Source organism: Achromobacter deleyi (assembly GCF_013116765.2).
Classification (GTDB): domain Bacteria; phylum Pseudomonadota; class Gammaproteobacteria; order Burkholderiales; family Burkholderiaceae_B; genus Achromobacter; species Achromobacter deleyi_A.
Genome location: NZ_CP074375.1, coordinates 181973 through 195443 on the forward strand (window position 1 = coordinate 181973; position 13471 = coordinate 195443).

Consider the following 13471-nt stretch of genomic DNA (forward strand, 5'->3'; position numbering starts at 1 on the left):
GCCTAGCATGGATTAGCTCTAGCCTTTTCCACAGATCGGCCATGTCCAGCCATCGGCCGCCCGAATAGCGCACCGCTGTAGGCAGATCCGGAAGGAGCCCGTCATGGACGACTCAGCGCAACCCAAGAAAACGTCCGCTACCGGATCAAAGATTGCTGCGCTGCTCCAAAGGCGCATGGAAACCGCCAATGAGGCGTTGGCCAGTCGCATCAAGCCGCCAGGCGCCGCCGAAAACGCACCGTTTCTGGCAAAGGCGCCTTTCACGATGGATCCACGGCACTGGTACGACTATGCCGTCGACGCCACGCAACGCTCGATTCTCTTCTGGGATACGCTGCGCCAGCGGGGCAACGGCTTCCTCGATAACACCGCGCAGGGTTTCAAGCCCGTCCTGCACTTTGATTCCGAAATCGTCGCCGACGGGCGCACGTTTGCCCGCCCGGTCAATTACGCTCTGCTCAGGATCAAGCCGCCGCCCGGGATGACCATCGATTCCACCAGGCGGCCATACATCATCATCGACCCGCGCGCGGGGCATGGGCCGGGCATCGGCGGGTTCAAGGACGACTCGCAAGTGGGGGTGGCGCTGCGCGCCGGGCATCCCGTTTACTTCGTCATCTTCTTTCGCGATCCAGAACCCGGGCAGACCCTCCTGGACGTCTGTCAGGCGGAAACGCAGTTCGTCAAGAACGTACGTGCGCTGCATCCGGATGCGCCCAAACCCGCCATCGTGGGGAATTGCCAGGGCGGATGGGCGGCGATGATGCTGGCGGCATCCGACCCCGATGAAACCGGGCCCATCGTCATCAACGGCGCTCCGATGTCGTACTGGGGCGGCGCATGGAGCGAAGGCGAAGGCGACAATCCGATGCGCTACGCCGGCGGCATGCTGGGCGGGACCTGGCTCGCAACGCTGATGGCCGACCTGGGCAATGGCAAGTTCGATGGCGCTCACCTGGTGCAGAACTTCGAAAGGCTTAATCCGGCCAACAGCCTTTGGGACAAGTATTACCACGTGTTCGACAACGCCGATACGGAGCCCCCGCGATTCCTCGAATTCGAGCGCTGGTGGGGCGCCTATTACCTGATGAACCGCGAGGAGATCGAATGGATCACTCGCAATCTGTTCGTGGGCAACAAGCTCTGGAGCGGCGACGTCAAGTCGGACAAGGACCAGAGTTTCGACCTGCGCGAGATCAAGTCTCCGATTGTCCTGCTGGCTTCCATGGGGGACAACATCACGCCGCCACAGCAGGCCTTCAACTGGGTGCTGGATGTCTATGAGAGCACCGAGGAAATCAAGGCGCGCGGTCAGGTCATCGTCGGCCTGCTCCACGAAAGTGTCGGGCACCTGGGCATTTTCGTCTCTGGTAAGGTCGCAAGGAAGGAGCACGCCCAGATCGTATCGGTGCTCAAAAGCATCGAAGGGCTGCCGCCGGGTCTGTACGGCATGGTCATTAGTGAAAGCGTGGATGAGACAGGGCAGGCCCAGTACGAGGTCGATTTTGTCGAACACCGCCTGGAGGACGTCGCGGCGCGACTCAACCGATTCGAGCGTGCCGATGAAAAGGCGTTCGAGGCGGTGGTGCAAGTTTCTGATTTCGTTCAGAAAAACTATGAGCTTTTTGCACAGCCGTTCGTGCGGGCCGTATCGAACGAACATACCGCCAGGCAGTTGCGCGCGCTGCACCCCCTGAGAGTGCAGAATTGGGCCGTGTCGGACTTGAACCCGTGGCTGTGGTGGCTCGCGCCGGCCGCGCAGGCAGTCAAGGAAGACCGGCGGAAAGCCGCGGAGAGCAACCCCGTCCGACAGGCCGAGCAGCAGGGCGCCGAAATGGTCAGTGCATCGCTGGACTACTACCGCGCCATGCGTGACGCGATGACCGAAGCGACGTTCTTTGCGATGTATGCCAATCCGTTCGCCCGCTACCTCGTCGACCGGAAGGAGGTGGAGCCGGTTGCAGGCAAGGGCGAAATCGATCCGCGAGATCTGAAGATCTTTCGCGAGACCCTGGCCTCGGCGGAAGAGGGGGGCTACGTCGAAGCGCTCGCACGCGTGGCGTTCCTGCTGATGCGCAAGGGAGTGCCATTGCCCCTGTCGCGCCTGGAGTTGCGGCAAGAACTTTGCGCCGAATATCAGGACTATTTGCCGGACGTCTCTCCCCATGAATGGCGCCGGATACGCGGCGAGCAGGAGATCATCACGCAGTTTGAGCCGCAGCGCTCCCTCGAGACCCTGCCCCTGCTGCTCCAGGACGATTCAGACCGGGACCGGCTGGTTACGCTGCTTGCCAGGCTGTTGGCCGACGAGCGGGTGCAGGGCACGCCCGCCACCGCAGAGCAGATAGCAATGCTGAGTCGAATACGAGCTGTGCTGGGCAGGAAGAATGCCGGAAGGCGGATGCCGGTGTCGGCCGGCAATGGCCAGGAACGTCCCTCGCAATCCCGCGGGCGGGAAACATCAAAATGAGGAAGGCGAGATGAACTCGGACCACGAAAAGTACCGGCGGCTCATCGACTACTGCAAGACCATTCCCCCGACCCCCACGGCCGTGGTCCATCCTTGCGACGCGTCCTCGCTGGAAAGTGCGACGGAGGCAGCGCGGCTTGGCCTCATCACGCCGATACTGGTGGGACCGAGCGAAAAAATCCGCGCGGCCGCCAGCCAGTGTGGAGCGGATCTGTCAGAGCTGGAGATCGTGGATGCGCCCGGGGGCAGGGAGGCCGCGGACGCCGCCGTCGCATTGGTGCGCGAAGGCAGGGCACAAGCGCTCATGAAAGGCAGCTTGCACACCGATGAGTTGCTGGGCGCCGTGGTGCGACGTGAAACCGGGCTGCGCACGTCCCGGCGCATCAGCCATTGTTTCGTAATGGATGTGCCCGGCCGCGACGAAGCGCTGATCATCACCGACGCCGCCGTGAATATCGCTCCCACGCTGGAGGAAAAGGTCGATATTCTTCAAAACGCCATCGACTTCGCGCATGCGTTGCGAATCCCGGAGGTAAGGGTCGCGATTCTCTCGGCGATGGAGACCATCAACCCTGGCGTTCCCTCCACGATCGAGGCCGCCGCGCTCTGCAAGATGGTTGACCGCGGCCAGATTACAGGTGCGATTGTCGACGGGCCGCTGGCGCTCGACAACGCCATCGACATCGAGGCCGCGAAAACAAAACAAATCCGATCGCCCGTGGCCGGGCGCGCGAACGTGCTGTTGGTGCCGGACCTGGAGGCCGGCAACATGCTGGCCAAGAGTCTGTCATTTCTCGCCGGGGCGGATGCCGCCGGCATCGTGCTTGGCGCGCGGGTGCCGATCATCCTGACCAGCCGGGCCGATTCGCTTCTGACCAGGCTTGCTTCCTGCGCCGTCGCGGTGCTGGTCGCCCAAGCCCGCCGTGAAGGCGAACGAATCCTGGGGTGACATCATGGCTGACGTGATTCTTGTGCTCAATGCCGGCTCTTCCAGCATCAAGTTCAGCGTGTTCGAAGCGGGCAGCGAGGCGCTCCCCTTGCTGCTGCGCGGTCAAACCGAAGGGCTGTACACGTCGCCCCGGTTCGTGGTGAAGGATGCACACGGCGCAGATGTCGACACGAAGGAGTGGGGGCAAGGCATCGAGTTGGGGCACTCGGGCGCAGTGGCGCATCTGGTCGATTTCCTGCGCGGGCATCGCGGCGACCACAGGCTGGTCGCCGTCGGCCACCGGGTAGTGCATGGTGGCGTCGCGTATGGAAGTCCTGTCATGGTCAGCGCCGAGGTGATCTCCGCGCTCAAGAAGCTGTCTGCGCTGGCGCCACTGCATCAGCCTCACAACATAAAACCCATCGAAGCCATCGCCGCATTGCGTCCGGAGCTGCCTCAGGTGGCCTGCTTTGACACGGCGTTTCATCGCGGCCAGGCCGAGGTGGCGCAGGCGTTTGCGTTGCCCCAGTCCATCACCGAACTTGGCGTGCGGCGCTATGGCTTTCATGGCCTGTCCTACGAGTACATCGCTGGCGTGCTGGCGCAGTTCGATCCAAAGGCCGCATCGGGCCGGACCATCATTGCGCATCTCGGGAATGGAAGCAGCATGTGCGCGCTGGTGAACGGGCGCAGCGTAGCCAGCACCATGGGGTTCACCGCGGTGGACGGCTTGCCGATGGGCACGCGCAGCGGCAACCTGGACCCCGGAGTGATTCTCTACCTGATGGATGAACTGAAGATGGATGCGCGGGCCATCGAGAATCTGATCTACAGGCAATCCGGATTGCTCGGCGTCTCTGGCCTGTCGAGTGATATGCGTACCCTGCTCGACAGCGAAGAGTCGGGCGCGCGTTTCGCTATCGACCTGTACACATACCGCATCGGGCGGGAGCTGGGCTCTCTTGCCGCCGCGGCCAAGGGTGTCGACGCGCTGGTCTTCACTGCGGGCATCGGTGAGCACGCGCCCGTGATACGCGAACGCGTGTGCCGCGATGCCGCGTGGCTGGGCCTGGCGCTCGATCCGGCGGCCAACCAGGCAGGCGACGTACGCATCCATGCGCCCGGCAGCGCGGTGTCGGCCTGGGTGATCCCCACCAACGAAGAACTGATGGTGGCGCGCCATACGCATAAGGTTTGTGACGGCGCGCGATGAAGATCGCGGCATCGGATGGTCCAGGAGCATCCCGAATACCTGTCACTCGCCCGATTCATCTCGTTCGCCATGCCGCATGCGCAGCGGCGCACCGCCTCAGGTCCGGTCGTTCAGCATCTGCAAGCGCATGGACGGGCCCTGGCGGCCAAGCGCGGCGTGTTGCGCGAAATGCTGATCGCGTTGATGGCGGAATTCATCGGCTTCGGCAAGCATCCAACCCTGCAATGCGGCGATCTGTTCGGACGGCTGGTGCGCCGTCGCGAAGAAGTACGAGGCGGGTGAGGGCGCGAAGATGCCGAACACGTCGATCAGGCGGCCCGCCAGCACATCTTCGAAAACGATCGCCGCGCGTCCCATCGCGATGCCTTGCCCCGTCATGGCCGAGCCTACTGCCAATTGCGACAGGTTAAAGCGCTGGCCCAGGTGCAAGTTGGGCAGGTCCACGCCTGCATGTTCCAGCCAGGTGCGCCATTCGATGAGGGCAGGCGCACCCGCCCATGCCGAGTCGTCATGCAGCAGGAAATTCGGCCGCAGGTCGTGGGGCGTCAGGATTTCGGGGTGCGCGGCCAGGAATTCCGGACTGGCGACAGGAAAAATCCATTCGTCCAGCATGGCCACGCCCTTGGCGGGCGCCGTCTGTTCGGGCGTGAAGCAAATAATGGCGTCGATGTGCTTGCCAGGCGGATGCTTGTCGTCCAGGGGCTGCACTTCGGCCTGCACGCGTAGCGGTATATCCGGATGGCATCGAAAAAAGTCTCCCATGCGTGGCATCAGCCAGCGCATGGCAAACGACGGCGCGCAAATCATCTCCATGGGGGCGGCAATGCGCTCGTGACGGATTTCACCGATGACCGTATCCATGCTGCGAAAGGCATCGCTGACCACGCAATGCAATCGCTCGCCTTCCGCGGTGAGCAGGACCTCCCTGGGTAATCGCTGGAGCACGGGCACCTCAAGCCAACCTTCAAGTTGCTTGATTTGCTGGCTGACGGCGCCTTGGGTGATGTGAAGTTCCTGCGCCGCGCGCGTAAAACTGCCGCAACGCGCAACGGCCTCGAAGCAGCGCAACCAAGTCAATAGAGAGGGTGAGAAACGTGTCTTCATCTTCTACATCGTTTGTATGGTGGCCGTTCCCCGGCATGGTGCACGCAGGCATGAGACGGTGCACGGGAAAACGTCATTGCGGTGCAGAAAACGGTGCCCCGCCCGATCCCAGGGATTGCCCGGCCTGAGATTAGTGCCGCTAATAGGCTGGGCCAGTATAAGTCGTTTGTATCGCCTTCTGATCAAGGTGACTATGCAGCCATCAGCGACCACCTGCAGGTCGACTTCACGGAGACATGGATGGCACGGCATATCACTATTGGCGCGGCGCAACTTGGCCCGATAGCCAGGGGAGAGAGCAGAGAAGCGGTGGTCAAGAGGCTGATCGCATTGCTTCGGCAAGCCAGTGCCCGCGGCTGCGAACTAGTGGTTTATCCCGAGTTGGCGCTGACCACATTCTTTCCGCGGTGGCTCATTGAAAGAGGGCCTGAGCTGGACGCCTGGTACGAGCCGGAGATGCCGAATGCACAGACGCAGCCCCTGTTCGACGAGGCGCGCGCCTTGGGAATCGGCTTCTATATCGGCTACGCGGAGCTGGCCGTCGAAGACGGCAAGACGCATCACTACAACACGTCCATTCTTGTCGGCCCGGACGGGGAAATCATCGGCAAGTACCGCAAGATCCATTTGCCAGGACATGTGGAGCCGCAACCAGGCCGCGACTCCCAGCATCTGGAGAAGCGTTACTTCGAACCGGGCAACCTGGGTTTTCCCGTATGGGATGCCTTTGGCGGCGTGGTAGGCATGTGCTTGTGCAACGACAGGCGCTGGCCCGAAACCTATCGGGTGATGGCGCTGCAAGGCGCCGAGCTCGTTGTGCTGGGCTACAACACGCCCAATGACCATACCGGCGACGGCGCGGTGGATGGCTTGTCGAATTTCCATAACCACCTGGCCATGCAGGCGGGCGCATATCAGAACAGCACCTGGGTCGTGGGCACCGCCAAGTGCGGCCGCGAAGAGGGGTCCCTGATGATAGGGCAGAGCGCCATCATCGCGCCTTCCGGTGAAATCGTGGCAATGGCGACAACGCTCGAAGACGAACTCGTGACGGCGCGCTGCGACCTGGACATGAGCAAGGTGTATCGCGAGACATTCTTTGACTTCGCCCGCCACCGTGAGCCGCAGCATTACGGCTTGATTGTCGAGCGCAAGGGCGTGGGTCCGGCCTTGAACAAGAAAGCGGCTTGAGGCGGACGCGACGATGAACCATTTCGTATCGGAAGACATTGTGGCCACACGCGCGCATGCGCCCCTTGATGCCTGCGTGAAGGGCATGCCGGGCCTGATCGGGTCGGTGCCCATCGAAGATATCGCGAATCAGGGATGGAACGTACTGCGCGAGGATTTGCCGCTGCCGCTGGCGGTGATCAGGCAGGACGCCTTGCATCACAACAGTGATTGGATGCGCCGGTTCCTGGAAGAGCGCGGCTCCCTCTTCGCGCCCCACGGCAAGACCACGATGAGCCCGCAGTTGTTCGATCTGCAACGCCGCGATGGAGCCTGGGGCATTACGTTGGCGACCTGCCATCAGGTCCAGGTGGCGCGCGAGTTCGGCGCAAAGCGGATTGTGCTGGCGAACCAGCTGGTCGGAAAACAGTCTGTCGCGTACATCCTGGAGTCGCTGCGCGACGACCCGGGCTTCGATTTCTATTGCCTGGTTGACGACGCGGCGCATGTGGCGGCGTTGGCGCAGGCCGCCAGAGAGGCCGATATCGGCCGGCCCCTGCAAGTGCTGCTTGAAGTGGGATATGCCGGCGGCCGCACCGGGTGCCGGGACGATGCCGGCGTGCAAGCAGTAATCGCCGCATTGAAGCAGGCGTCCCCTTATCTGGCGCTGCGCGGGGTGGAAGGATTTGAAGGACTGATCAAGCCTTTGCCCGGCCAGGATGTGGAAACGCAGATCGCGGCCTTTCTCGCCCGCATGGTTGCCACCGTGCAGGCATGTGAAGCCGCGCAGGCATTTTCCGACGGCCCGATTTTGCTGAGCGCCGGGGGCTCTTCTTTCTACGACCTGGTGACGCGGCATTTTTCCTCGCTGCGCTTGTCACGCGAGCACTTGGTGTTGACCCGCAGCGGCTGCTACCTGACGCACGACGCGCATCTCTACAAAGAGGCTTTCGCGCGGCTGCGGGATCGCAGTCCGGATGTCGGCAGCCTGGGCGATGGCTTGCGGCCGGCCCTGGAAGTCTGGGGCTATGTGCAGTCCAGGCCGGAGCCGGGAAAGGTCATTGTCAATCTCGGAAAGCGCGATATTTCGCCCGACCATATGCCCCCCGTGATGGGGTGGTTCAGGCCGGCCGCGAATGCGGAACTGGCAGCCGGCGCGGCGCCGTCATCGCTGGCGCATGGTCACGTGGCGACGGGCCTGGACGATCAGCACTGCCACATGAGCGTTCCCGTCGATTCGCCTTTGCGTGTGGGCGACATGGTGTGTTTTGGCATTTCGCACCCTTGCCTGACGTTCGACAAGTGGGAGGCCATTCTGATGGTGGACGAGCGGTATGACGTGGTGGGAGCCGTTCGCACGTACTTCTAAGCAGCTTTCATTCTTTTAGACCAAGGGGAAAAAAACATGGCACGAAAGCACTCGATGGCATTGCAGGCGGCACGCGTGGCGCTGACCTCCGCCGCGGTATTTGGCGCAGCCGTATATGCGCCCGTTCAGGCGCAGACCGTGACCGCGGTGATGCATGCCGGTCTGCGTTCGCTGGACCCGGTCATTACCACCGGCTACATCGTCCGGAACCATGGCTACATGGTGTACGACACCCTGTTCTCGCTGGATGCGGACAACAAGATCCAGCCCCAGATGCTGGCGTCCTGGAAAGCCTCCGATGATGGCAAGACCTATACCTTCGTCTTGCGGGAAGGACTCAAGTGGCATGACGGCAAGCCGGTGACCGCGGCCGACTGCGTCGCATCGATCAAGCGTTGGGCGTCGCAGGACAAGATGGGCCAGATGATGGCGTCGATGATGTCCGGAATCGAGACGGTGGATGACAAGACTTTTGTCATGCGCTTTTCCGAGGCCACGGACCTGGCGGTGCGTGCCTTGGCCAAGCCCAGCGCCATCCCCGCCTTCATGATGCCCGAGCGCGTCGCCAATACGCCGCCCTCGCAGGCGATCAAGGAGACCATAGGCTCGGGCCCGTTCCGCTTCGTGAACGAGGAGTACAAGCCCGGGGTGCAGGTGGTCTACGCGAAGAATACGGACTATGTCCCGCGCAATGAACCCGCCAGCGGCCTGGCGGGGGGCAAGGTCGTCAAGGTGGACAAGGTCAAATGGGTGACCATGCCGGATCAGATGACGGCGGTGAATGCGCTGATCAACAAGGAAATCGATTTCCTGGAAAAAGCGCCCTTCGATCTGTTGCCGATGCTGGAAGGCAATAAGGACATCAATCTGCACGTCCTGACCTCGCAGGGCGCGCAATCCGAGATCCGCTTCAATTTCGAGCAGCCGCCTTTCAACAACAAGCTGATTCGACAAGCCGCGGTGTTGGCGGTCGATCAGAAAGAGGTGCTGCAGGCGCAGATCGGCAATCCCAAGTACTTCCAGACCTGCCCCGCCGTATTCGGCTGCGGCGGTCCCTATGAAAGCAGTATCGGCGCGGAGAAACTGGTGAAGGGCGACCCGGTAAAGGCCGCGGCTTTACTCAAGGAGGCCAACTACGATGGCACGCCCGTCGTGATATTGATGCCTTCGGACAATCCGGGCTCGGCGCCCATCCTGCAGGTGGTTGCGCAATCGTTGCGCAAGGCCGGTTTCAAGGTGGATCTGCAGTCCATGGATTGGCAGACGGTGCTCAATCGCCGCGCTTCTCACGAGCCGGCGGCCAAGGGCGGATGGAATATTTTCGGCACCTTCACGGTGATTCCGGATATCCGGGACCCGCTTGCCTTCATGGGCGTGGCTGCGAACGGCAAGGATGCCTGGTTCGGCTGGCCGGACGTGCCGGAGATCGAAAAGCGCCGGGCACAGTTTGCGCGCTCGAATGATCCGGCTGTGCTCAAGCGCCTGGCCGACGAGATCCAGGAACTGGTGATCGACGAGGGCGTCATCGTGCCCTTGGGTCAGTTTTCCAACCTGTCCGCCACGGGCAAGCAGATAACGGGGCTGGTGGCCGCGCCGGTTCCCGTGTTCTGGGACCTCCAGAAAACCGGTAAGTGAGGCGGCCATGCCTGGATTTCTTCTGAAGCGCCTGTTTTCCGTCATTCCGGTATTGGTGGTGGTTGCCATCATTGTTTTTGCCATGTTGCGCCTGACGCCGGGGGATCCCGCCGCAATCATCGCGGGCGACGGGGCCACCTCGGCTCAGATAGACCAGATACGCAAGAACATGGGGCTGGACAAGTCCATCCCGGATCAGTTTGCGATTTGGGTGAGCCAGCTGGCGCAGGGAGATCTGGGCACCTCGCTGATTTCCGATGCGCCGGTGTCGAGTCTTATCGCCGATCGCATCGGGCCGTCCATCGCGCTGTCCCTGTCGACCATAGTCTTTACGGTATTGGTCGCGATTCCCGTCGGCATCGTGGCGGCCTGGCGTCAGGGGAAATTGCTGGATCGCGCCATCATGGCGGGCTCGGTAGTTGGATTTTCCGTGCCGGTGTTCATCATTGGCTACGTGTTGATCCTGGTCTTCTCGATGCAGCTGGGCTGGTTTCCGGTGCAGGGCTATCAGCCCATGTCCGAGGGCGGGTGGGCGTTCGCCCAGCGATTGATCCTGCCAACCCTGGCCTTGAGCACGGTGTATGTCGCGCTGATCGCGCGCATCGTACGCAGCAGCGTGATTGAAGTCATGCAGGAAGATTTCATCCGCACGGCTCGAGCCAAGGGGCTGCGGGAAAGCGGCGTGTTGCTGCGCCATGCGCTGGGCAATGCCGCGGTTCCCATCGTCACCATCATCGGGGTCAGCATTGCGATGCTCATCGGTGGCGTGGTGGTGACGGAATCGGTATTCAACATTCCGGGCCTGGGGCGATTGGTCGTGGACGCGGTGTTGGCGCGGGACTATCCCGTCATACAAGCCATGATCCTGCTTTTCTCATTGGTCTATGTCGGAATCAATCTGGTGATCGATCTTTCGTACACCGTTCTTGATCCGCGCATTCGTTACTAAAGGCGCGCACGCCATGTCTGTCACGACTTCATCCTTGCCGGCGCCCGGCGCGCCTGCCGCCGGGGCGGCTCCCTCGTCTTCGATCCTGGGTCAGCTGAAAACAACCATGTCGGCCTGGCCGGCCATGCTGGCTATCGCCTTATTGAGCCTGCTGTTGCTGGGTACGGCTTTCGCCCCGTGGCTGGGGACCTTGGATCCCACCTTGATGGATCCGGCCATACGCCTCAAGCCCATGTCCGCCGAGCACTGGCTGGGTACCGATGCGTATGGCCGCGATGTCTACTCGCGCACGCTTTTCGGCGCGCGCGTGTCCTTGGCCGTGGGGCTGGGCGCCGTGGTGGCCAGCTTGCTGGCCGGCCTGATCCTGGGGATCCTGGCCGGGTACTTCAAGGCTGCCGACGCCATCATCATGCGCTTTCTGGATGGGGTGATGGCCATACCCGGCATTCTGCTGGCGATTGCGCTGGTGTCCTTGTCCGGCGCCAGCCTGTTTACGGTGCTGGTGGCCATTTCCATCCCGGAGATTCCCCGGGTCGCGCGAATGGTGCGCAGCGTAATCCTGTCCGTCCGCAATGAACCCTATGTCGAAGCGGCGCTGTCGCTGGGAACCAGGGTGCCGGTGCTGATGCTGCGCCATATGCTGCCCAATACCTATGCGCCGCTGATCGTGCAAGGCACCTATATCTTCGCCGCGGCGATCCTGACGGAATCGGTGCTGAGCTTTCTGGGGGCGGGGATTCCGCCGGAAACGCCCTCCTGGGGCAATGTGATGGCCGAGGGACGCGTGTACTTCCAGATGCTGCCGGGCCTGATCCTGTATCCGGGGCTGTTGTTGTCCTTGACGGTGCTGAGCGTGAACATTCTTGGCGACGCCCTGCGCGATGCGCTCGATCCGCGATTCTCGCGCCGCTTCTGATGGCCTACCCAGGATTCACGACTTTATGAAAACGACATCCGTTAATCGTGAGGCAGGCCAGGCGCCTGCGCTGAAAATCTCGGGACTCACCGTGCAAGCCGGTAGCGGCGCCGCCCGCCGTCCGGTGATCGAGAACATTTCGTTCGAGGTCTATCCGGGCGAAACCCTGTGCGTGGTGGGCGAATCCGGTTCGGGAAAATCGGTTACCTCGCTGGCCGCCATGGGGTTGTTGCCCAAAGGCGTGCTTGCCGCGACGGCTGGCAGCATCGTGCTCGGCAATGATGATGTGCTGCAGGCTTCGCCTGACCGGCTGCGCGCCCTGCGTGCTTCCCGGATCGCGATGGTGTTTCAAGAACCCATGACGGCATTGAATCCGGTGCAAAAGGTGGGCAGGCAGATTGATGAGGTGTTGCGCCTGCATAGCCGCCTGGGCGCATCCGAGCGGCGCAAGCAGGTATTGGCGATGCTGGAGTCAGTGCATTTGCCGGACGTCGAACGGGTCTACAACGCCTACCCGCATCAATTGTCAGGTGGACAGCGGCAGCGCATCGTGATTGCGATGGCCCTGATCCTGAAGCCGCAAGTATTGATCGCGGATGAGCCTACCACCGCGTTGGACGTGACCACGCAAAAGCAGATCCTGACCCTGATCCGGGAGCTCCAGGAACAGCAACGGACCGCCGTGGTGTTCATTACGCACGACTTCGGTGTGGTGGCGGAGATTGCCGATCGCATTGTGGTCATGAATCGAGGCAGCGTGGTCGAGACGGGCACGCGCGATCAGATCCTTGCCCGGCCGTCGCAGGCGTATACGCGCATGCTGGTGTCCTCGGTCCCCAGCCTGGTGCCGCAGCATAAGGCGGCGCCGAGCGGCGAGAAAGTGCTGGAGATCATCGGGCTCGACAAGACCTACAAGGAAAAACCGTTATTCGGCGCGGCACGCGTGGTTGCGGCAGCCAGGGACGTTTCCTTGACCGTGAGGCGCGGCGAGATTGCCGGGGTGGTGGGTGAGTCGGGATCGGGCAAATCGACCGTCGCACGCTGCGTGGTCAGGCTGATAGAACCTAGCGCGGGCGCCATTTTCCTCAAGGACGAGGACATCGTGCAGGTATCGAGTGCCCAGATGCGACTGCGCCGTACCCGTGTGCAGATGATCTTCCAGGATCCCTATCGTTCGCTGAATCCCCGCCGCCAGGTGGGCGATTCGCTGATCGAGGGCCTGGTCAACTTTGGCGTTCCAGGCGCCGAAGCACGCGAGAAGGCGGCGCAGGCACTGGAACTGGTGGGCCTTGGGCGCGACGTGATGCAACGCTATCCCCACCAGTTCTCGGGTGGCCAACGTCAACGCCTGTGCATTGCGCGCGCCGTGGTGATGGAGCCGGATCTGCTGGTGGCCGATGAGGCCGTTTCCGCCCTGGACGTTTCGGTTCAGGATCAGGTCCTGAAGCTGCTTGAGGAGATCCGCGCCCGCACTGGCGTGGCGATCCTGTTCATCACGCACGATTTACGCGTGGCGGCCCAGATCTGCGACAGCATTGTGGTCATGCGGAAGGGATGCGTCGTTGAGTCCGGCCCTGCGGCCCGGGTGCTGACCGCTCCGCAGGAGGCGTACACGCGCGATCTGATCGAGGCCGCGCCCGGCCGGGATTGGGATTTCCGCAACTTCCGCGCCTTGCGCGCGGCGTGAACCGGTGGTTCGACAGCTTTTTCCATTTTC

The 13471-nt window shown here is 62.3% G+C and carries 10 protein-coding genes; 9 read left to right on the top strand and 1 reads right to left on the bottom strand.

The genetic code is table 11. The features are described from left to right. The first annotated feature begins 103 nt into the window (after positions 1-103). From HLG70_RS00800 to HLG70_RS00810, 3 genes are read left to right on the top strand one after another with little or no spacing between them, the layout of a single operon-like run. Positions 104-2470, top strand: coding sequence for a DUF3141 domain-containing protein (locus HLG70_RS00800; protein ID WP_171664796.1), 2367 nt, complete (start codon positions 104-106; stop codon positions 2468-2470). A 10-nt stretch (positions 2471-2480) separates the two neighbouring features. Further along, positions 2481-3419, top strand: a complete 939-nt coding sequence (locus HLG70_RS00805; RefSeq protein WP_171664795.1) for a phosphate acetyltransferase — start codon at positions 2481-2483, stop codon at positions 3417-3419. Positions 3420-3423: 4 nt separating this feature from the next. Then, complete coding sequence (locus tag HLG70_RS00810; protein WP_171664794.1) at positions 3424-4611, top strand: acetate/propionate family kinase; 1188 nt, start codon at positions 3424-3426, stop codon at positions 4609-4611. A gap of 96 nt (positions 4612-4707) precedes the next feature. Here HLG70_RS00810 and HLG70_RS00815 read toward each other — a convergent pair whose 3' ends face one another. Further along, positions 4708-5715: a LysR family transcriptional regulator gene (locus tag HLG70_RS00815; RefSeq protein ID WP_234103327.1), complete on the bottom strand. Its 1008-nt coding sequence runs from the start codon at positions 5713-5715 to the stop codon at positions 4708-4710. A 240-nt stretch (positions 5716-5955) separates the two neighbouring features. On the opposite strand from HLG70_RS00815, the gene HLG70_RS00820 reads away from it, so the two are divergent. From HLG70_RS00820 to HLG70_RS00845, 6 genes are read left to right on the top strand one after another with little or no spacing between them, the layout of a single operon-like run. Then, positions 5956-6906, top strand: coding sequence for an N-carbamoyl-D-amino-acid hydrolase (locus HLG70_RS00820; protein ID WP_171664793.1), 951 nt, complete (start codon positions 5956-5958; stop codon positions 6904-6906). A gap of 13 nt (positions 6907-6919) precedes the next feature. Next, a complete protein-coding gene (locus HLG70_RS00825; RefSeq protein WP_171664792.1) occupies positions 6920-8254 on the top strand; it encodes an alanine racemase in 1335 nt (444 codons plus the stop codon). 36 nt (positions 8255-8290) lie between these two features. Beyond that, positions 8291-9889 carry an ABC transporter substrate-binding protein gene (locus HLG70_RS00830; protein ID WP_171664791.1) on the top strand — a complete coding sequence of 533 codons (1599 nt, stop codon included), beginning with the start codon at positions 8291-8293 and terminating at the stop codon, positions 9887-9889. A 7-nt stretch (positions 9890-9896) separates the two neighbouring features. Then, positions 9897-10838, top strand: a complete 942-nt coding sequence (locus HLG70_RS00835; protein WP_171664790.1) for an ABC transporter permease — start codon at positions 9897-9899, stop codon at positions 10836-10838. A 13-nt stretch (positions 10839-10851) separates the two neighbouring features. Beyond that, entirely contained in the window at positions 10852-11754 is a 903-nt protein-coding gene (locus HLG70_RS00840) for an ABC transporter permease (protein WP_171664789.1), read from the top strand. A gap of 25 nt (positions 11755-11779) precedes the next feature. Next, positions 11780-13441, top strand: coding sequence for a dipeptide ABC transporter ATP-binding protein (locus tag HLG70_RS00845; protein WP_171664788.1), 1662 nt, complete (start codon positions 11780-11782; stop codon positions 13439-13441). Positions 13442-13471: the final 30 nt, after the last annotated feature.